Annotated in this window: 20 protein-coding genes; 4 read left to right on the forward strand and 16 right to left on the reverse strand. The window is 36.9% G+C overall.

Annotated features, from left to right (window positions below; translation table 11 throughout):
- Window positions 1-14 precede the first annotated feature (14 nt).
- A complete protein-coding gene (gene cls / locus bsdcttw_RS16660; RefSeq protein ID WP_185255963.1) occupies window positions 15-2537 on the reverse strand; it encodes a cardiolipin synthase in 2523 nt (840 codons plus the stop codon).
- Window positions 2538-2780: 243 nt separating this feature from the next.
- On the opposite strand from cls, the gene bsdcttw_RS16665 reads away from it, so the two are divergent.
- Together bsdcttw_RS16665 and bsdcttw_RS16670 are read left to right on the forward strand one after the other, a co-directional pair.
- A complete protein-coding gene (locus bsdcttw_RS16665; protein ID WP_185255964.1) occupies window positions 2781-3998 on the forward strand; it encodes a ribonuclease H-like domain-containing protein in 1218 nt (405 codons plus the stop codon).
- A gap of 171 nt (window positions 3999-4169) precedes the next feature.
- A complete protein-coding gene (locus bsdcttw_RS16670) occupies window positions 4170-4361 on the forward strand; it encodes a hypothetical protein (protein WP_185255965.1) in 192 nt (63 codons plus the stop codon).
- 170 nt (window positions 4362-4531) lie between these two features.
- On the opposite strand, the gene bsdcttw_RS16675 is transcribed toward bsdcttw_RS16670, so the two are convergent.
- The 9 genes from bsdcttw_RS16675 to bsdcttw_RS16715 all read right to left on the reverse strand — a co-directional run bounded on the left by bsdcttw_RS16675 (window position 4532) and on the right by bsdcttw_RS16715 (window position 11964).
- Complete coding sequence (locus bsdcttw_RS16675; protein ID WP_225903687.1) at window positions 4532-5197, reverse strand: hypothetical protein; 666 nt, start codon at window positions 5195-5197, stop codon at window positions 4532-4534.
- Window positions 5198-5333: 136 nt separating this feature from the next.
- A complete protein-coding gene (rpmF, locus tag bsdcttw_RS16680; RefSeq protein WP_185255966.1) occupies window positions 5334-5519 on the reverse strand; it encodes a 50S ribosomal protein L32 in 186 nt (61 codons plus the stop codon).
- Between the two features lie 2 nt (window positions 5520-5521).
- Window positions 5522-6049 (reverse strand): YceD family protein, encoded by a 528-nt coding sequence (locus bsdcttw_RS16685; RefSeq protein WP_185255967.1) that lies wholly within the window; start codon window positions 6047-6049, stop codon window positions 5522-5524.
- Window positions 6050-6160: 111 nt separating this feature from the next.
- Window positions 6161-7351 carry an acetate/propionate family kinase gene (locus tag bsdcttw_RS16690; protein ID WP_185255968.1) on the reverse strand — a complete coding sequence of 397 codons (1191 nt, stop codon included), beginning with the start codon at window positions 7349-7351 and terminating at the stop codon, window positions 6161-6163.
- 58 nt (window positions 7352-7409) lie between these two features.
- On the reverse strand, window positions 7410-8405 hold the full coding sequence (gene pta, locus bsdcttw_RS16695; protein WP_185255969.1) for a phosphate acetyltransferase: 996 nt from the start codon (window positions 8403-8405) through the stop codon (window positions 7410-7412).
- Between the two features lie 399 nt (window positions 8406-8804).
- The gene (locus bsdcttw_RS16700; protein WP_185255970.1) at window positions 8805-8951 is read right to left on the reverse strand and encodes a cyclic lactone autoinducer peptide; all 147 of its coding nucleotides are present in this window, start codon (window positions 8949-8951) and stop codon (window positions 8805-8807) included.
- Window positions 8952-9139: 188 nt separating this feature from the next.
- Window positions 9140-9721 (reverse strand): accessory gene regulator ArgB-like protein, encoded by a 582-nt coding sequence (locus bsdcttw_RS16705; protein WP_185255971.1) that lies wholly within the window; start codon window positions 9719-9721, stop codon window positions 9140-9142.
- A 98-nt stretch (window positions 9722-9819) separates the two neighbouring features.
- Window positions 9820-11145: a sensor histidine kinase gene (locus tag bsdcttw_RS16710; protein WP_185255972.1), complete on the reverse strand. Its 1326-nt coding sequence runs from the start codon at window positions 11143-11145 to the stop codon at window positions 9820-9822.
- An 81-nt stretch (window positions 11146-11226) separates the two neighbouring features.
- Window positions 11227-11964 carry a LytR/AlgR family response regulator transcription factor gene (locus tag bsdcttw_RS16715; RefSeq protein WP_185255973.1) on the reverse strand — a complete coding sequence of 246 codons (738 nt, stop codon included), beginning with the start codon at window positions 11962-11964 and terminating at the stop codon, window positions 11227-11229.
- A 281-nt stretch (window positions 11965-12245) separates the two neighbouring features.
- On the opposite strand from bsdcttw_RS16715, the gene bsdcttw_RS16720 reads away from it, so the two are divergent.
- Window positions 12246-13490, forward strand: coding sequence for a nucleotidyltransferase (locus bsdcttw_RS16720; RefSeq protein WP_185255974.1), 1245 nt, complete (start codon window positions 12246-12248; stop codon window positions 13488-13490).
- Window positions 13491-13560: 70 nt separating this feature from the next.
- Here the strand turns inward: bsdcttw_RS16720 and pepF are convergent, their stop codons facing one another.
- On the reverse strand, window positions 13561-15366 hold the full coding sequence (pepF, locus tag bsdcttw_RS16725) for an oligoendopeptidase F (RefSeq protein ID WP_185255975.1): 1806 nt from the start codon (window positions 15364-15366) through the stop codon (window positions 13561-13563).
- Between the two features lie 384 nt (window positions 15367-15750).
- Here pepF and bsdcttw_RS16730 point away from each other — a divergent pair, with 384 nt between their 5' ends.
- Window positions 15751-16641, forward strand: coding sequence for a hypothetical protein (locus bsdcttw_RS16730; protein ID WP_207726423.1), 891 nt, complete (start codon window positions 15751-15753; stop codon window positions 16639-16641).
- Here the strand turns inward: bsdcttw_RS16730 and bsdcttw_RS16735 are convergent.
- The 5 genes from bsdcttw_RS16735 to bsdcttw_RS16755 all read right to left on the reverse strand — a co-directional run bounded on the left by bsdcttw_RS16735 (window position 16638) and on the right by bsdcttw_RS16755 (window position 21544).
- Window positions 16638-17321: a FliH/SctL family protein gene (locus bsdcttw_RS16735; protein WP_185255977.1), complete on the reverse strand. Its 684-nt coding sequence runs from the start codon at window positions 17319-17321 to the stop codon at window positions 16638-16640. The two genes, bsdcttw_RS16730 and bsdcttw_RS16735, sit on opposite strands and share 4 nt — an antisense overlap.
- Before the next feature lies 1 nt (window position 17322).
- Entirely contained in the window at window positions 17323-17814 is a 492-nt protein-coding gene (gene coaD, locus bsdcttw_RS16740) for a pantetheine-phosphate adenylyltransferase (RefSeq protein ID WP_185255978.1), read from the reverse strand.
- Window positions 17814-18386 carry a 16S rRNA (guanine(966)-N(2))-methyltransferase RsmD gene (rsmD, locus tag bsdcttw_RS16745; RefSeq protein ID WP_185255979.1) on the reverse strand — a complete coding sequence of 191 codons (573 nt, stop codon included), beginning with the start codon at window positions 18384-18386 and terminating at the stop codon, window positions 17814-17816. Before rsmD ends, coaD begins: the two co-directional genes overlap by 1 nt.
- A 310-nt stretch (window positions 18387-18696) precedes the next feature.
- Window positions 18697-18900, reverse strand: coding sequence for an alpha/beta-type small acid-soluble spore protein (locus bsdcttw_RS16750; RefSeq protein ID WP_185255980.1), 204 nt, complete (start codon window positions 18898-18900; stop codon window positions 18697-18699).
- A 301-nt stretch (window positions 18901-19201) separates the two neighbouring features.
- Window positions 19202-21544, reverse strand: a complete 2343-nt coding sequence (locus bsdcttw_RS16755) for a DUF2298 domain-containing protein (RefSeq protein WP_185255981.1) — start codon at window positions 21542-21544, stop codon at window positions 19202-19204.
- Window positions 21545-21573 lie beyond the last annotated feature (29 nt).

The following is a 21573-nucleotide window of genomic DNA, read 5'->3' on the forward strand; positions in this document are numbered from 1 at the left end:
TGTATCTCCTTTGTCTACATTAAAGTTGAAAAAAGATTTAATACCCTTTGACAGGCTTTCAAATGCCATGGACGATGTTTCCATTCATCTAGAGTAATTTCTTTACTGATGTCCATAGTCTGCAGCAGATCCTTCTTTATAACATCTATTGTCTCTCTGTTACACATCCAAAGTCCGCATTCATAATGAAGAAAGAAGCTTCTATAATCCATATTGATTGTACCGACTATACCGCAGTCTTCATTAATAATGGTCTTTGCATGGATAAAACCGGGAGTATATTCATAAATTTTTACTCCGCCTTCTAATAATTGCCCGTAATTATAATTAGTAAGACGTTTTACATTCTTTTTATCGGGAATATTCGGCGTTATGATTCTTACATCAATCCCGCTTTGTGCGGCCTCAATCAATGCTTGCTTCATATCGTCTTCAATAACGAGATAAGGTGTTGTGATATAAACATATTTCTTGGCATAATGTATTATCTGCTTATAAATGCTCTCAATAGGATTATTGGGCCTGTTCGCTGGACCATCGGAGATCACATGGCAATATACTTCACTTTCCGGAAATACTACTGTCGGCCGGTAGGTATTGTAATCCATCCATTCCCCGCTCTTACAAATCTCCCACATCTGTAAAAAGGTAACTGTAAGTCCCCATACAGCATCACCTTCTACTCGAACAGCATTATCCTTCCATTTACCAAAGCGTTCTATGAGATTCACATATTCATCTGCCAGATTCATACCGCCTGTATAACCTATGTTACCGTCAATTACAATGATTTTCTGATGACTGCGGTAGTTCATATAAAGTTTATCCGTATATTTATGAATAGGATTAAAAACCGCTGTCTGAATTCCTTCTGCCTCCAGATTCTTTCTGAAACCATTGGAGGTACGAAGAGAAGCCCCAAAATCATCATACATAAATCGGATTTCTACACCTTCGCTTTTTTTCTTTAAAAGGACAGTTTTCATTCTATCCCATAAAACCCCTTCTCCAACAATAAAGAAGTTGAGAAAAATGAACTTCTTCGCCTGGGCTATATCCTTAAATATCGCTTCAAAGGTATCTTCCCCCATAGGATAATAAGTAACCTGATTGTTTTTATACAAAGGAAAACTTTGAGATTCCATGTATCTTGACATTCTGCTCTTGGTTGGGTATCTCTTCGCATAGGATACAGCGGTCTCAGTGTCATAGCTTAAAAAGGTATTGCCATGTTCGATACAGGCTAATATCTTACGTTCGATTTTTTTTGTAGAACCGGATTTTCCCCATAGTGCATACATAATATGCCCTGTTACCGGCAGTAATAATATAATGCAGATCCAGGCTATTTTATAGGATGAATTTCTGTTATCATTCACTAATCCTACAATTATAAAAATACTTGCAATTTCAATAAAAAGATAAATATATACACCGGAACCGCTAAGCCAATATCCCAGCACAACAATAATTGCCATCTGTATTAGAACCAAGATGCCAACCAGGGAAACTCTAAAAAATCCGCTTATATAGCTTTTCGTAGTTCCTATCAAATTATCATTTGTATTCATATCTGCCCACCTGATGTTTCTCTCTTCCTTCCCAATAGTATACTCTGCCGCTTCGACCACGCTGTCCGCACCAGAAGAGCTTTTATCTTCTTTCTTATTTCTTCTTATTATCTGTAAATTAGGGAAAGCTGCCAATAGACGTCTTTGTATATGTGTAGCCGTCCCAGACATGGTTTGAATTTTCGTAATATATTCAACAATATGGTGTTCAACTTCCTGTCTCAGGCTCTTAAAATCAAAATCCACCTGATTATGGTTGCGTTCCAACAGCTTTTCTTTGTTCTCATCCATAAACTTTCTTATTCTGTCTGAAAGTTCAAAAATCTTATATCCCGTAAGTTTTTTCTTGATTTCTTCTTTTGTCTCATAGATTCTGGTTTTTTCTATGTATTCATTAAATTCATCCTTAAGCCGTAGCATCTCAGCAAATATCTTATCCATTCTCAAGGTCTGAACCACCGTTATCCATGTATCTATTATAAACAGTATAGACAAGATGGATACAGCATATATCCCTGCAATTCTTGGAATAATGTAAAAAAGCTCTACTACCTTAGGTTGCAGCAGTGAAATTTCAAGAACCGACAAAATACCCCAGACAGTTGCCGAAAGCAGACATATTCTTCCTTTTATATTCCACCGATTGTCACTGTAGTCCCACCATCTCGCATGAAAAACCACTTCCATAATCCAAGAAGTGAAATACTCTAAGAGACTGGCAAGTACCATACCACCAAAAAAAACAACTGGTAAGACATTTCTTATCTGCCAGAAAAATATGTAAACAATTGTAGCTCCTAAACCATAAATCGGAATTACAGGACCATTTAAAAACCCTCTGTTGACAAAAGACCGTTTCTTCACTGATACTAACGTACTTTCATAAACCCAGCCAAATACAGAATATAAAAAGAAATTATAAAAGATATGTAATAAATCTAACCCGAAAATTTTAACATCAAACATGGTAACCCACCCTTGCCTCAATGTACTGTTAACATTCTAGCATATCCAAATAAGAAAATATAGCCTAATTTTACTCTTATTCCAGAGAACTACTATTGATATTTACTGAATTCCTTTACTTCTGCTAAAAACAATCGGTAATACAGCATACACCTTATACTTACGCCATTCAGATAATTATCCCACTTGTAAACCTGTTATCTTATGATAAAATAAGTATTATATGTAAAAAGGGCTGAAAATATGAAAATAAAAAATACTCTGCTGCAAATAGAAGATACATACCCGATTCATGCTCCTTATAGTAAGGAAGAAGTTTTGTTTTTTGACATAGAAACCACAGGTTTTTCAGCCAAAACATCCTATGTTTATCTTATTGGCTGTATGTACTACAAGGAGGAAACCTGGCAAATTATCCAATGGCTGAACACGGAACCTTTAAAGGAGTCTGAGTTTATCCTTGCTTTCTTTGACTTTTTAAAGGATTACCGGCGTTTAATCCATTACAATGGCAGTGGATTTGATATTCCTTATCTCCAGAAAAAAGCTGAAATGTATGGATTAACTGACCCTTTTACCCTCATAGAAAGTCTTGATTTATATAAGCTGATCCTTCCACTTAAAAAATTATTATCCTTTGAAAGTGCACGCCTGAAAGCAATAGAGAGCTATCTTCATCTGAAAAGACTAGATACCTATTCCGGTGAAGAACTAATCTCCCTCTATTCCTCTTATTTAGGAAGATTGACCTATGAAAGACTAGCACTTCAGTCTGCCTCTGTCAATAACAGCAGTAACCCAAGTGCCGGTGAGTTGGAAGACATATTACTCTTACATAATCTGGAGGATATTAAGAATCTTCCCGCAATATCCGGTTTGCTGTACTACAAAGATATTTTAGAATACAATGCATTAACAAATTCTCAGTCCTTAACCACCTGCCGAATTAAGAATGAGCAAAACCACATTCTGTTATTCTGCCAATTACCCTTTCTCTTCCCGGCGGACTTTACTGTAACCTGTCCCTTAAAAGAAAAAGTCTCCCTAAAAGCCAATCAGGAGATTATAGAAGGCATGGAACTTGTTATTGATTTCAGAGATAATACAATAATATTTCATATTCCGGTATATACAGGGACTCTTAAATATTATCTTTCACCGCCATCGGATTATTATTATCTTCCACTGGAGGATATGGCAGTGCATAAAAGCGTGTCCCAGTATGTGGATAAGGAGTACCGGAAAAAAGCGACACCTTCGACCTGTTATATTAAAAAGAATGGTTGCTTTATTCCTTACAGCATATCAAGTGAGACTTCAAAAGAAATCATTTTTAAAAAAAATTATTCGGATAAAATCACTTATATAGAATCTGAAAAGTTAAAAGAAATGACTCAGAAAGAGCTTGCGGCTTTTGGAGAACAATTACTTTTATTTATTAAAAATTATTACCATCTGTAATCCATACATAAAAAAGAGCGTTCAGGTCATACTAACATTGTTCACTAATAAATGCATAATTGTTATTATTAAATCACTGGCATATTCGATGCAAATGAAAAAAATAGCTAAAACATTTAATGGTGAATGGTTCTTGTAAAAGAACGAAAAAAGTCTCAGAAGGAGTTTATGATGGCAAACACGAAAAATTGTAATTCTAAAAACAGTACTAAGAATAAGACAACTGGTAAGATGCAAGATGTGAGTGTCAACAAATCAAACACCAGCTTAGAATCTTCTATGAATGATATGCATACGGTGTCACAGGCATACGGGATATCTTCAGATGAATCCGAGCGCAGAGACGGCCCGGGAGGAAATTAACATTTCAAACCGGTATTATTTAAGACCTTCAGGGCAACCTGAAGGTCTTATTTATATTTAATACTTTTTTATAGCTCCTTCTCTTGATAGAAACTATTTTACTAGATACTATTTTATAGAAACTATTTTTATAGATACTATTTTATAGAAACTATTTTTATAAATATTTATTAATCGAAATCTTTTGAACAGGAATACTGAAAAGGCGGTTCTGTCTGTATATAGTAACCATTTCTTACCTGTCCGGTCCAGTTCTGGAAGATAGATTTCCAATCATTCTTTGCAAAAAAGCTATTGATAGGATCCGGTGCAGTGGAGTCCCACTCTAGAATCAAGAACGGTCCAATCCCAAATGACCAGATTCCATTCTGTTCTACTCCGGTTTCTCTGATCAGCAGCAGCGGCAAACCATATTGATAAGCCATAGCCGGTTCTATCTGGGCAAATGGGCTCCCTTCCCAAATAGTTCCTGTTAATGGCTGGTTCAGATTATTCTGTATAAATGCTACCTCACGCTGACGTAAATTAAGTGATACCATTCCATAACTTGATAATATCATCCGTCGGATATTGGTTAATGGTGTCTCCGGATACTGTTCCGATATGGGTAATGTCCTTGGGAACAATAAAGCTTCCCTAATCTGCAGGATTATGGCATCAACAAACATTTGCTGAACAGAATTCAATCTGCTGGGATGGCTTAAAAATACCGGAATACGAAATAATAGTCTTGATGATTCTCTCATCAAAGCAGTAGGTTCATATCTGCCGTAATCTAAATCAGATACTTGAGCTTTTGTTTCAATAATAGCTTTTTTAGCTATTTCTTCACTCATTGTCCTTACCTCCTTTCATTATAATTTATGAAAGAGACTAGACTTTCGTTCCATATATTGACTTTTATCGACATTTAGTAAGACAAGTGCACAAAAAATAAGGCCCCCAGGAATCCCTGGAGGCCTTGATTTTCAATTATTTCTCTGTAGAAATGATTTCTTTCTTGTTATAAGAACCACAAGCTTTGCACACTCTGTGAGGCATCATTAATTCACCGCACTTGCTGCACTTTACTAAATTAGGTGCAGACATTTTCCAGTTTGCCCTACGGCTGTCTCTTCTCGCTTTGGAATGTTTATTCTTCGGACAGATAGCTCCCATGATTACACCTCCTTAAAATTATTGAATATATCTCGGATTACTGACATTCTGGGATCGAGGACCTGTTTTTCACAAGAACACTCACCTTTATTTAAATCAGACCCGCATACCTTGCAAAATCCTTTACAATTCTCGTCGCACAGAACCTTCATGGGAAAGTCTATTAATATTTCGTCATAGACCAGTAAATCAACATCAAGATTATATCCACTAATATAATTTGTTTCATCCAATTCCTTAATACGTTCCTCTGAATCCTTCATAAAATCCAATTCCTTGGAAAATTCAAGATTTAAAGGGATGGTTACGTCTTTAAGGCATCTGCTGCACGGAATTAACAGAGAGACTTCACTTCTGCCTTCCAGTTTAACCTTACGGTCACCTAAATGGGTTATCTTTAAGTCTACCGGTTCCTTTTTTACAAAAGGATAGGATTCGCCTTCCATACAAAAATTCTCTGCTTCGATGGGAGCTTGTACAGACACGACATTGCCTTTGACTGACATAATCTCTGACAAATTAATAATCATAACAATCTCCTATCTTCAAAAATTCGCACTGTTACTATTATAATCAGTGGTCTATTATTTGTCAATGTATATTTTAACTTTTCCTGATATATTTGGCAGAGTACAAGATTTTTATGCTAAGAGACTAACAGTCTCTCTTGCTATAGCAAGCTCTTCATTAGTAGGAATGATATATACTTTAACCTTGGATTCAGGTGTGGACAGCTCTATTTCCTTACCTCTGGTATTGTTGTTTGCTTCGTTTATTTCAACACCCAGATAACCTAAGTAGCTCATAGTTCCTTTTCTTACAGCCTTATCATTCTCACCAAGACCTGCTGTAAATACAATGGCATCAACACCATTCATAGCTGCTACATAGGAACCGATGGTTTTTGCAACATGATAATTGAATACATCAACAGCCATTATTGCTTTTTCATTGCCTTCAGCCGTAGCATCTTCCAAATCTCTAAAGTCACTGGACAGTCCGGAAAGACCAAGAACACCGGATTTCTTATTTAAAACATCCATAACCTCATCAATGGTCATGCCTTCTTTTTTCATAAGATACTCAATAATGGCAGGATCGATGCTTCCGCTTCTGGTACCCATGATAAGTCCTTCCAAAGGAGTAAGACCCATGCTGGTATCAATAGATTTGCCATTTAATACTGCAGATACACTGGAGCCGTTTCCGAGATGGCATACGATTACTTTGGAGTTATTGGGGTCAAGTCCTAATAACTGAACTGCTCTCTTTGCTACAAAGCTGTGGCTGGTTCCGTGGAAACCGTATCTTCTGATTTTGTAGTTTTCATAATATGCGTAAGGAAGACCATACAAATATGCTTTCTGAGGCATTGTCTGATGGAAAGCTGTGTCAAACACGGCAACCATAGGTACACCGGGCATTAAATGCTGACATGCACGAATACCAATTAAGTTAGCAGGGTTGTGAAGAGGTGCAAGATCGCTGCATTCTTCAATTCCTGCAATAACATCATCTGTAATTACGATGGAAGAAGCAAATTTCTCACCGCCATGAACAACACGGTGGCCAACTGCACCGATTTCATCAAGATGTCCAATTACACCATACTCACTGCTTGTTAAAGCATCCAATACATATTTAATAGCAGCTTTATGATCCGGCATATCTGCTTCCATACGGATTTTTTCACCACCGGCAGGTGTATGAACTAATCTTCCGTCAATTCCAATTCTCTCACATATACCTACTGCTAAAGCCTTTTCTGTTTCTGAATCTATTAACTGATATTTTAATGATGAGCTACCACAATTAACCACTAATATTTTCATTTTAACCTCTTTCCTGAATATCCAATTCTCGATTGGATATTCGCAAAATTTTCCCAATCTAGTTTGCAGCAGCCTGAACTGCAGTAATAGCGATAACACCTACGATATCTTCAGCTGTACAGCCTCTTGATAAGTCATTAACCGGTTTAGCAATACCCTGGGTAATAGGGCCGTAAGCTTCTGCTTTAGCAAGTCTTTGTGTAAGTTTGTATCCAATATTTCCTGCATCCAAATCAGGGAAAATAAGTACGTTAGCTTTTCCTGCAATATCACTTCCAGGTGCTTTTTGTGCACCTACGCTAGGAACGATAGCAGCATCTAATTGATATTCACCATCTATTTTAACATCCGGATATGCTTCCTTAGCAAGCCTTGTTGCTTCCAGAACCTTGTCCACATCCGCATGCTTTGCACTTCCCTTTGTAGAATGTGAAAGCATGGCAACAACAGGTTCCTCTCCTACTAACAGCTGAAAACTCTTAGCAGAGCTTCCTGCGATAGCAGCTAACTCTTCTGCATTAGGATTCTGATTTAATCCGGCATCGGAGAAAATGAAGGTACCATTGGCACCATATTCGCAATCAGGTACAACCATTACGAAGAAAGCAGAAACTAACTTCGTTCCAGGTGCTGTTTTCAAAATCTGAAGTGACGGTCTTAATACATTAGCGGTTGCATTGATAGCACCTGCTACCATTCCATCAGCATCACCGGCTTTAACCATTGTTACACCAAAGGTTAGAAAATCCTTCGTAAGTGCATCTTTTGCAGCTTCCGGTGTCATACCTTTACTTTTTCTAAGTTCAACCAAAAGGTCAACATAGCCGCTAAGCTTTTCCGTAGTAAAAGGATCAACGATAGTAGCCCCGGATATATTAAGGCCCTGTGCGCCTGCTTCAATATCTTCTTTTTTACCTACAAGAATGATATTAGCAATCCCTTCCTCCAATATTTTGGCAGCAGCCTCCAGTGTTCTTCTGTCACTTGTCTCCGGCAGAACAATGGTTTTTTTATTCTGTTTTGCCCTTTCCTTAATAGTGTCAATGAATCCCATTACAAAAATCTCCTTTCGTAATACAAACAATGTACTTTGCATACTCAGCCCAATATGTATACACCTGCCAGGTATATTAATCCATGGGAAATGAGCGATAATATCTCAGCATACATTATAGACTAAAACTTTTTTCGTTACAAGTAACAAATTCCATCATTTTTATTATTTATTTTAATGTACTTTTGTACTATTTATGGTATGTCTTTCATTTTTCCCACTTTTAACCGGTATTATAACAGGAAAAAATAATGATTAAAGCTAGGCATATAGTAACACAGTACGAAAAGTCTGGCAAGGAGGGATATTGCTGTTTTTCTACAAAAAAATACTGTTAGGCTATATGGCCTAACAGTATTTTTGCTGCTAAAAAATTGTAGGAGTGAATTTTGTAGCAAATTAAAATTTTCTTAAGTTTTTCACTGACTCCGGAAGTTTAGCCTGATAGCCAACAAACACACATGCAGAATTAGCTGATTTCTTGGCATTATCCAAAGCTATCTTCGAAACTGCGTTTAGTAGTCTTTTTTCAAGCTGACTTTTCACAAAAACCTCCTTATAAAATTGTCTGTGATAACTATTTCAATCGTTATTATATAGGATAATGAATTTTTTATCAATATGCCATGTCTATTCTACATTTTTTTTGTCTATTCTACGATAAATAGGTACCAATTAATACTAATTATTTTTCATTTTGTCAGAATATTAGCTCGAATATCCAAATTGTTCTGTCAATTTTTTCCTTTTTGCAGAATTATCTTACCAGTTACAGCTGCAATCATCTCGTAAAATAACACTAATGCCAGCAAAAAGCTAAGAGAGAACTGATTGAGCATAAAGAGAAATAAGGATAATGTCAGTAATAGTACTATGATAAAGCCTGCCTTACTTTTAAAATATGCTCTTTCTGAATCATCCAAGGGTTTATTCTTTGATTCCACGGGTACTAAAAACAGAAGCAAAACCCCAGAAAATACTGCCAGATACATACTATTAGAATAATAAGCTGCAGGAAATACTCTTAGGATAAGCAACATCGAAAGTATGCATAAACAGGAAATAATGTAACATCCCTTTTTTGTTGCAGCATGGTATCCTCCGGCATATTCCCTAAGAGGTATGAAAGCAATAAGGAATATAATAAGCTCTATTGTTTTACCTAGGAGAAGGCCAAGAATAAGATAGGATATCAGGTGAATTCCCTTTAAAAGTGCCGTTTCAATACCAAAGCGGTAAAGTTCACAGTCTTCCGCCTCTATAATTTTCATTTTAACCAACTTATTCACCATGTTATCTGCTGCTTTGCTAAACACCCGAATCCCCCCTGATTCTATGTATACAGCTTTATTATAGAATTCTCTCCTTTAAAAAATCAAGTGCTTATGCATAATCGACAGGTTTTTTGTCTATTCTACATTGCTCCGTGTCTTTTCCCTGTTTTCGATAAAACTATACTTACAGTAAAAACCCCTTCGTCTTTTTCCATATCAATGTCACCATTATATTTTGCGATAACAGCTTCAACATTCGGGATACCAATACCTCTATGTTTTGCCCTGATATTATGCTCAATTCCACTTACTCCCACACAGGGTTCCGTTGTCTCTGCCATTGTATTTTTTATAGTTACCCCAATTAAATTATTAAAAGATCCCACCTTAAGATTAATACTTTTACTGCCGGGTGCGTTGGCACTGGCCTCTATAGCATTATCCAATAGATTGGCAAATATCGTCGTAAGATCCATGTTATCTATAAAACTTAGGTCAATCTCATCTATCTTGCATTGAAAATCAATTTTATGACTTTCTGCAAGCTTCATTTTATCATTTAATATAACATTTAACATACGGTTGGAGGTATATTCATTTAATCGAAAAGAATCCAGTCTATTGTTAATGGTTATAGCATATTCCTTTGCCACATCCGTATCCTGATTCTTATATAGCTCTTCTATGGAGCGGATATGCCGTTTTACATCATGGATAATGCTTAAAGATTCCCGGTATTGCAGCTCCAATGCATCATAGTACTGGTACTGCATTTTCGACTGCTGTTCAAATAACCGGTTTTCATATATTAGGCGGTTATTTTCTGATTCATATTCCAAAATATTAAGAAAATAAATATTTATGATAACAATTCCCACATTGGTAACCAAAGCACAGATGAATTCCACTTTGTTTGTAATTTTCAGACCAACAGAAAGGCAATAAATATTCATAATACTGAATACGGAATAAATAAAGGTAAATAGATATTGTTGTAAATTCAGATGACTGATATCTTTTTTTCTGGCCAACCGGATAAGGAACAGATGGCTGACCAGGATAACAAACACCTGGCTTATTGTCATATCATAGAAATTACCCAATTTATCTGAGGCAATGGAAACATCAGCCCAGTGATAAAAACTGTGCAATAGAATTAAGCCGACCGATTCGCAGGCACTCATACCAATAATCAGTATGATTATAAAAGAAAGCTTATGTATTATCTTCCCCTTGTACATCCTGACTGCCAGAAATCCTGCAAAAGCAAATACAGTAATAAGATTTAACCATGCATTTCCTATGGCGTTTACACCTGCCAAAATCAAAACAAAGACAGCTTCATAAAGTACATATACCCACTTTGTATATTTCCTCTCAAAACAAGTCTTTAAAAAATCCATTGTAATATGTACTGTAACAAACCCCGACAGTAGCAATCCTATCACATAAATTGCTTCACTCATTTGAACACCTTTATAAGCCAAGACATTCTCTGGCCCTTTCCAATCTCATTTTTCTATTTCAAATTCTCATTTGGAATCGTGCTATAAGCTCTTATTCATTTGCTTCTGTAAAAAATCACGCATTACCTTTTTAAATTCCGAGGATCTTTTCTGGGCAACCGGAATGGTATCACTGTTCATCATTATAATTTCGTCCTTATAATAATCCTGCATCTGGTTGATATTTACTACAAAGCTTTGGTGGGGCATCACGAAATCAAAAGTCTTCAATTTCTGTTCTAAGGAAGATATGGTCTCATTTACAATAAAACTGCCCTTTTTTGTAACTGCTTTAATCTTACGGTCATTTCTTTCAAAATAATAAATATCGTCAACAGCAATTCGTATAACGCTTTTACCAGCATTAATTTCCACAATCTCCTTCCGCTTTGCTTCAATCTGCTTGTTACGGGAAATCTTATCTAAAACCTCATCCATTTGCTGATAAAGAACTTCTTTACTGACAGGCTTTTCAAGATATTCAAAGGCATGTACAGCTAAAGCTTCTCTCGTTAATCCTATATGGCTGGTAATAAAGATAATTTCTACCTGCATATCCTTCTTGCGAATGCTTTTTGCTGCCTCCATTCCATCCATTCCACTCATTCTGATATCCAAAAAAACAATGTCAAAATTCTCCCAATTGCCTATAAGTTCTTCCCCTCTTTTATAGGATGTTATCCGGAATGAAAGATTTCTCTCTTCTTCATATTGCTTTATGACTGTTTCCAATAAATTAAGTTCGTCCCTCTCATCATCGCACAATGCAATCCTAATCATGTAGTTCCCCCCTAACTAGTTATCAATTCTATTATACCAATTACTTCTTGATTGTACATCCCTTTTATAGGCTGAAATTCTTACGTTTTCCTTATAAGCAGCTTAGGAGTTATCCTAAAAAAACCTTAGCTGAGCAGAATTCGGATTAAATTTCATTCGTGCCTTTACTTCTATTGTTTTTTCCTCTATAGTAGGAAATATAAATGTGTAATATCGTAATATTTATTGATAGATAAATGAAAAGGGATAATCAATAAGTTACCTGTCCCAAGGAGAATCGTATGAAAGTCGTAGGATTAATAACCGAATATAATCCATTTCACAATGGTCATTATCATCATATAAAAGAAGCCCGTAAACTGACCGGAGCAGATTACTGTATCGTAGTAATGAGCGGTAATTATGTACAAAGAGGCGCTCCTGCTCTCATGGATAAGTACAGTCGAACAAAAATGGCACTATCTTGCGGAGCCGATTTGGTATTAGAACTTCCTGTATGCTTTGCCAGTGCCAGTGCTGAATATTTTTCTATGGGTGCAGTTTCCATTCTGGAAGGTATCGGCGTAGTAGACTCTCTATGCTTTGGAAGTGAATGCGGAAACATCCAGACGCTGAAAGAAGCCTCTGAAATTCTTTTAGCGGAACCGCCGCTGTTTAAAAAGGTTCTTAATGATGCCCTAAAAACCGGCAAGACCTTCCCTCAGGCCCGTATGGAAGCCTTAAAAGTATATCTGAAAGGGGCAGATGATGACCTTTTTTCTTCTCCTAACAATATCCTGGGAATGGAGTATATAAAAGCTCTTACTTCACAAAACAGCAGCATTGAACCAATCACAATTCCAAGGATTTCTTCCGGTTATCATAAGGATACTTTAAACCAAGGCAACGGTACCATTATCAGCAGTGCTACCGCTATAAGAGGGGCAGTACGTAACGGCTCGATGCTTACGGATCTTATTAATCATGTACCAAAGGAAATATTTCATATATTGAGTGCTTCTTACAAAAAGACTTGGCCGATTTTCGAAGAAGATTTTTCTCTTTTATTGCAATACAAACTTATGAACGAGACCAAATCATCCCTTTCAAGATATTTAGATGTTACACCGGATCTCGCTAACCGGATAAAGAGCCTGATGGAACCTGGTTTATCCTTTGCCGAAGCTGCCAAACTTATGAAATCAAAGCAATGGACCCTTACCCGGATAAACCGCTCTCTGCTTCATATACTGTTAAATATCACAGAGGATTCCATGAATCATTATAAAGTAAATGGCTATTCACAGTACGCACGAATCCTGGGAATTAAAAAAAATTCATCTCCTCTCCTTCGAACGGTAGCAAAAAAGAGCAGACTTCCTCTAATTACAAAAGTCGGAGGTATGGAGCACAAACTGCCAAAATCTGCTGAGTCTATGTTAAAAGAAGAATTTTTCTCAACCGCCCTCTATAATGAGGTGGTATATCATAAATTTGGCGTAATGCCAAAGGATGAATATAAACAGGGAATCATCCTGCAGGACTAATATCTGCAGGATGATTCCCTGTTTTATTTATATTCTAATTCTGTCTTGGTTCTTCTATAGCCCGATTTTACTAACCCTGCAATTCTTCCATCTTATCAAGAAGTTCCTCAAACAGATCCAAGGCCTGCCTGATAGGTTCTTTACTGCTCATATCAACACCGGCTTTTTTAAGAAGCTCTATAGGGTAATCAGAGCTGCCGCCCTGCAAGAACTTACCGATATAGTCTTTTACAGCACTCTCCCCTTCATTTAATATCTTTCTGGAAAGTGCAATGGCTGCAGAGTAACCGGTAGCATATTGATAAACATAGAAAGGTGTATAAAAGTGAGGTATTCTGGACCATTCATAAGCAATTTCTTCATCCAGAACAAGTTCTTCCCCATAGTACAAGCCTACCAGTTCTTTATACTTGGCACTTAAAGTCTCCGCAGTTAATGCTTCACCTCTCTGTGCCATTCCATGGGTAAGCATTTCAAATTCTGCAAACATTGTCTGCCTGTAAAGGGTTGTACGGAACTGCTCCAGGAAATGATTGATCAGATATGCTTTCTCCTTCTTATCCTCTGTGGAAGAAAGCATGTATTCCATCAACAAAGCCTCATTGCAGGTAGAAGCAACCTCTGCAACAAATATTTTATAATCCGAATAAGTAATCGGCTGGTGATTAAATGAGTAGTAGCTGTGCATAGCATGCCCCATCTCATGTGCCAGGGTAAATACATTATCCAGACTATTATTATAGTTTAACAATACATACGGATGAGTTCCATAGGCTCCCCAGGAATAAGCGCCGCTTCGCTTTCCCTGGTTTTCATACACATCAATCCACCTGTTCTCAAAGCCTTCCTGCAAGATTTTTAAATAACCCTCGCCCATAGGAGCCAATGCTTTCACCACAAGGTCTTTTGCCTCTTCAAAACTATATTTTATGTCTACATCCTTTACAATAGGTGTATACAAATCATATACATGAAGCTCTTCCAAGCCCATCAATTTCTTTCTTAAGGCCACATAACGGTGCATAAGTGACATCTTTTCATGTACTGTCTCAATCAGATTCTTATACACCTCTACCGGTATATTACTTCCGTATAATTTCATAGCCATAGTGGAAGGAAATTTTCTGGCTTTGGAATAAAAGGCTTCTTTCTTAACATTCGCGCTATAAACTGCCGCTAATGTATTCTTAAACTTCATATAAGAAGAATAAATGCTCTGGAAAGCCTCTCTGCGAACGTTTCTGTCTGAACTTTCAAGAAACAGAATAAATCTGCCATGGGTAAGTTCTGTTAGCTCCCCGTTTTCATTCTTAATGGATGGGAACTTGATATCAGCATTGTTAAACATTGAAAAAATCGTCTGAGCAGAGGATGCCATATCTCCGGCCATAGCTAAGAGTTCTTCCATCTCACCATTTAAGGTATAAGGCTTATTGCGAAGGATTTCCTTTAACGCGAAGTCATATGCTGAAAGTCCCGGTGTATTTTTAATAAAATTAAATAATATTTCTTCCGGCATAGATAGAATTTCTGCATTGGCAAAGGATACTGCTGCATCATACTCTACCGCCAGATTTCCTGCCTGCTCGGAAAATCCCTGGTATAAGCTATTACTTGTATCTTCATGGTATTTTTCATTTGCATACACATATACCCGCTGCAGATGAAAGTTTATATTATCCTGAAGTTTTAGAAAGTCAAGCATGATTTTGCCGGACTCAGATAATTTTCCTCTGTAATTTTTTACTTTTTCTATTTCTTCCTTGGTTTTGCTATATTCTTCTTTCCATAATTCGTCATTGGCAAATAAATCTTCTATGGACCATTTGTTTTCTGAATTCACTTCACTTCGTTTTTTAAGCGTAACCTGTTCCATCTGTTTTTCCTTTCTGCTTCATATTTCTTAGTATTTCACAGCCCGTCCATGATTCATTCATGAACCTAAGAGATGTTCATGTTCTTCAATCCCCTCAGAATTTTTAGTATACTTCAAATTCCATACTGCTCTTTCATTATATCATGAATCCTCCGGAAAATTATACCTGTTTTTCAAAATGAAAGAAATTGCTTTTAAGGTATATCCTATATCTTTCTAAAATAGATTATAGTAATACAAGGAGGAGATAGATATATTTCTTATCAACCTATCATGCAGCTTAAAAATACATTAAAAAGAAATATCCCCAGAGCCATCGTTTTATTTTTTCTAGCTATCATACTGATCTATCCCATCTCTTCCTTCCAGGGAGCAAAAAAAGGGTTGCTGCTATGGTTTAATACATTACTTCCTACTCTGCTGCCCTTTATGATCTTATCCAACCTGATTGTACAGATGAAAATCTCTGTGCTGTTAAGCAGAATATTGTATCCCATCTTTCACCGAATATTCCGGGTATCAAAAAACGGCTGTTATCCGGTATTAATTGGCTTTCTTTCAGGAATTCCGGTAGGTGCCAAAACAACTTCCGATATGATAAAAAGAGGAGAGCTTAGTGTAGAAGAAGGACAATATCTCTTAGGTTTATGCAACAATGCGAGCCCAATGTTTATTATGAGCTATATCTCACTTACTCAGCTTAACAGGCCGGATATCCGAATAGCTCTCCTCGTGATACTATATTCTTCTGCACTTTTCTCCACCTTCCTCTGGAGTGCTATTCGAAAAAAGCAGCTGTCTCATTATAGGAAAAAGCTCACAGCCCTCAATATACAGGCAAGGAAATCTGCGGATTTAGCCGGATTTGTGAACCCACAAGAGGATAACAGCCGTTTTGATTTTAAGAAACTGGATAAAAGCATTATGGATGCTTTTGATATCATAACCCGTGTTGGTGGTTATGTTATCCTCTTTTCCATCAGTGCACAGATTATCTCAGATATCGGTTCCTCAAACAGTACATTGAAGATTATAGTATTAGGGTTTATCGAGATTACAACGGGAATTAACAAAATCAGTAACGCAGCCTTTCCCATGGACATAAAAATAGCCCTGATTACAATGATTACAGCATTCGGCGGTCTATCCGGTCTGGCTCAGACCAAAAGTGTAATCAATGATACAAGGCTATCTATACATACATATATTATACAAAAGCTGCTTCATATGACTGTAGCATTCCTATTAGCAGCCATTTATGTATATATTACTTAATCAATACCATTTAAGAAAGTGTTTTCATCAAAGCCGAATTCTTCGAATTCCTCCTGTGTCACACCTTCTCTGCTCTGTGATGCTCTACCGGCTTCTGACGCTGCGGCACTTTGCTCATAGGGACTTTCATTTCTGGCAGATTCATTTACCAGTTCTCTTTTGTTACTTGCAATAATTTCAAGATTTCCCTTCAGGGTAGTCAATAGGCTGTCATATTTAGATTTGCTGCTCTGATAAGCATTCTCCAGTATCTGTTCAGCATCCGTCAACATATCGGAGGTATAGGATAGAGCACTCTGGCGTATCTGAACCGCATCTTCATTGGCTTCATTTACAAGACGCTCAGCCTCTTCTTCCGCATTCTTTGCCAAAACCTCTGCGTGGTAGTAGGCTTGCTGCATAATTTCACTTTCTTCTAAAAGGGCATTTGCTCTCTCTCCGGCTTCGGCCAGAATAGCAGCTGCCTTTTCTTCTGCATCAGCGATAATCGCATCTCTGTTTGCTATAATTTTCTGATACCTTTTTATCTCATCCGGTGTACGAAGACGTAATTCATCCAATAAATCATAGAGTTCATCTTTTGGAACGATTACTTTTGTGGATGATAAGGGCTGCATCCTGCAGCTTTCTACAAATTCGTAAATATCTTCAATTAATTGTTCTATTCTACTAGCACCCATCCTAAACTCTCCTTAACTCTTGATATTTATCATAAATCGCCTGGACAATAGGAGCCGGAACAAATTTCTCAATATTCCCCCCATAGCTTGCTATTTCCTTTACAGTACTGGAGCTAAGATAAGCATATTCCATGCTGGTTGTAAGGAAAACCGTATCCACAGCCGCATTCAGTATATGATTCGTTTGTGCCAGCTGCAGTTCATATTCAAAATCTGTCACTGCTCTCAAACCTCTGAATATAACATTTGCCTGCTTTTCTCTGGCATAATCCACCAAAAGTCCCTGATACTCTTCTATCTTTACATTACTGATATCTGCTGTTGCAATCTTTAGAAACTCTGCCCGTTCTTTTGTTGTAAATAAAGGGGCCTTGCTGCTGTTAGTCAGAACACCTATAATTAAGATATCCACCAGCCTGGAAGCACGTTTGATAATATCAATATGCCCAAAGGTTACCGGGTCAAAACTTCCCGGATATATCCCGATTCTCATTATATTTCCTTTCCAAGCTGCACTGGCTCTATAAAAACATGTTTATTTGTCTTATATACTTTTTCTTTTGTGATACGAAAAGGTGTTTCTAAGAGATAATCAAAGCTTGTCTCCTTAGAAGCCTCTACGATGATTAAGGTATCACAGTAGACAATTCCTGAATTCTTCAAAGCATTTAAAACCTGCTGCTCATAGAGATGGTTATAGGGAGGATCCATAAATATAATATCAAATACCTTCCCTTGAATCTCGAGAGCACGGATGGCTGAAACAGCATCCATTAAAAGCCTTTGTCCCTTTTCGTCAAGCCTGGTTGCATTCAAATTATATTTTATGCACTCCATGGCATGTTTATTGTTTTCAACAAAAACAGCGGAACCCGCGCCTCTGCTTAATGCTTCAATCCCAATGGCTCCGCTCCCGCTGAATAAATCTAAAAAATCGCAGTCAGTCAGCCTGTTATTGACCATATTGAACAGAGTCTCTTTAATTCTGTCCGTAGTCGGTCTTGTCTCTAACCCTTCCACTGTTCTTAATGGTATTCTCTTAGCTGTTCCTGCAATTACTCTCATATAAACTCCTGTTACAAATGCACTTCTGATGCGCTTGATTTCACTAAAATATCTAATAATATTGTATATTATTCTCTTGGTTTGTCAACCCAATTTTACGGCCTAGTACAAGTTTCCTAGTTTATATATGAATACTATTCTACTCCACAAATGCAAAATATTCAATCAATCTGTTAAAAAACCAAACATTGGCAGTATTTGAATAAATTAGAATTATAATGAATCACGTAAACTCTGTGCAAAAGAAAGAAGGGCTCTAAACCAATGGTCTAGAGCCTTTGGTTTAGAACCCAACTTTCATCCCTCTATATTACTGCTGGCCGGACATCTTCTTTTCCTGTTCGGCTATCATCTTTTTAACCATCATTCCACCGACGCTGCCGTTTTGGTAAGAAGTTAAGTCTCCGTTGTATCCCTGTTTTAAAGGTACACCGATTTCACTTGCTACTTCATACTTAAATCTGTTTAAGGCTTCTTTAGCCTGAGGTACTTCTGCTCTGTTTCTACTTGACATAATAAACTCCTCCATTTACTTATTCTTGCCGTCTTTTGTTTCGGCTTAAATAATTCTTTGTTGTTGTTTGTTACACTATTATTATGTTCCGTAAATCTTGAAATACTCAGGAAATTTATGTTAGTTGTTTCTTTAAGAGTATGTTTTTTATGGATGATAACGCTTTGTTTTCCTTATTAATATTGTTTTATCAATAAAAATAAGTCTTAAATTAACATAAAATCCAGGCAGAATCATAAGCGAACCTACAATACTGCCTGGATTTTCTTTTATCTAAAAACTATAAAAAATAAATTTTACTTTAGTCAGAAACTTTAATTAAAAATGATTCATAACTCTTATCCGAGGTTTCAGCATAGTCAAGAACTATACTGCCAAGACTTTTTATGAAACTTTGGTTCATCTCAGGGAACTTATCCTGCTCCAGCTTTCCTACATAAATATATTGAATATGATACTTTTCAATAATGTCCTGCGCAATACTTCTGTCTGTTGCTGTATATAGATTCTTGATATCATCAATTCTCTCGTTTAAAACAGCCGTATCGCCACGCCAGAGCCACTCATGAACATACCAGCCAAGAACTGTCGGAAGTCCCGTTGCCATGGATATGCGTTCATTATCCGTATAACTGTCACCGTTTGCTTCTAGCACCACAGGAGTACCGGATATATTTTCATTAAGCCATTTCACTGTCTCATAATCATCCGGCATTGTTTTTTCCATAAAGGCAATAGCATCAAGTCCCTTATAGTTTTTCACTGCAAAAATATTGCCATACCAGGCTTTTATGGATACTTCGCTGTACCACAAAGTACATAAGAATAAAATCAACGTGATAACAGTAAACTTCTTCTGCCAGGTGAAAACAGGTTTATGAATAAATTTTGCAAAAATAAATCCGCTGCTGGTACCAAAGAGAATAAACGCCTGATAAGTTAACTTAAACATCGTATTCGCTCTTTTATAATCTCCGGTATAAATATCCTTTACATAAATAATTTCCGGAATCAGTACCAACCCAATAGCACAAAGGCCAATAGTCAGAATAAATAATTCCGAAATTGTAAGGTGATACATAAAACCTTTTATGCCGGTATATTTATTCTTATTTACCTCTTCTTGATAGATTATTTCACTATTTTCTGAAATCTGAAGGTTTAATCCTTTATCCCTTCTTCTTTGAAGCATTATAAGTTCAATCAGTAATCCAAGCACAACCGCAACCGGAAGCCCCCAAAGTATAATGAGCTGGTATAGAGGTGTATGGGTCTGGGCAATGTTAATTTCCGTCGATATCTGATCAAAATTCAAGGTAAAAGGAAGTGCCGTAATTTCAGACAGTACCAGCACTACCGCTCCTTGCAGCGCAGTCACTCCATAGGCTCTTATATGAAACCCATAGAATATTAGATTGAAAAATAATATCACTGCCCCTGCTACTACAAAATATATGGGATAATCCCAAAAGTTCGTAGTATGAAATACACCAATAAAAAATCCTACCAGTAAAATATGGGGATCAAAGATTTCCTTCAACAGCTTGGGATACTTTTCTTCCCCATAACCCTCATCCATGAGCTTCCTGCGCTTTAGCAGCCAGGCGAAAAGAACCGCTGTCACTGTCAATACCAACATAATGTTTAATACATGGGCATGAAGGTCTCCTAATACAAAAGAATAACTTGGATATTCATGTATGGTCTTATCATGGGTATCCGGGTTATATCCGATATATCTTGTGGAATTCGGAAACCAATAATCCTTAAAATCTCCGGTTATGCCAAGAAAAGAACGAATCCCCGGTACTACCCAATAGAATATTACAAAGTGTATATTACCTGCCAAAGATACTCCGGCACCGGATAGAACACCAGCAAATGGAGCCTTCCATCTGCTTGCCGCCCCTTTATCTTTTAGATATCTTAAGGTCACATTGTATACAATTGCGTATGGCAGTACAAATCCAAAAGCAGCCAGCGTCATAAGCATTAGGTTATAACCTTCATTGGCTTTGATAAATGAAAGCTTTGTCAAAAAGGTCGCCAGGAATTGTCCCACATAATAATAATTTATAGTACCTCCGGCAAACCACATATCCTTTGGCGGCATATAATCCGCTCTCATCATGGCAGCCATAAAGCCGTAATCCATAAACTTCTCAGTCCCATGAGCTTCCGGTTTAAAACCTCTGATATAAGTCCATACCAGAAAGATAAACAGAAACAAAAGTTCTTCTGTCAATACGGCTTTCAAATTCAACTTCGTAAAGGTAATCTTTTTCTTCTTCCATACCTTAAGCATCAAAATATTGACACCTAATAAGAGAATAAAAATCACGACACAGGAAATACCGGTAAATTTCAATATTCTAAGAGATGACAGCAGCCATACTAAATATCCGGTAATAGCAATTCCTATGGTTTTAGCGAATAAATATCCTTTATCATGAAAACTCTCAAACAGTATACCTGTAATCGGTAAAAATGCAAACCCTAATAACAACAGCACTCCCCACCATCTGAAAAAGGGTGTGAAGTCCTTCCCAAGCAGAAAAAAGCCGCAAAGAAATAAAGCTATTATTAATATTATGGTCAAAGTCATTTGAAGGATATTTCCTACCATGTTCTTTTTTGTATCCATCTGCACGCCTGTCCTTCCCACAATTTTGC

This window comes from Anaerocolumna chitinilytica, from assembly GCF_014218355.1.
GTDB lineage: Bacteria > Bacillota > Clostridia > Lachnospirales > Lachnospiraceae > Anaerocolumna > Anaerocolumna chitinilytica.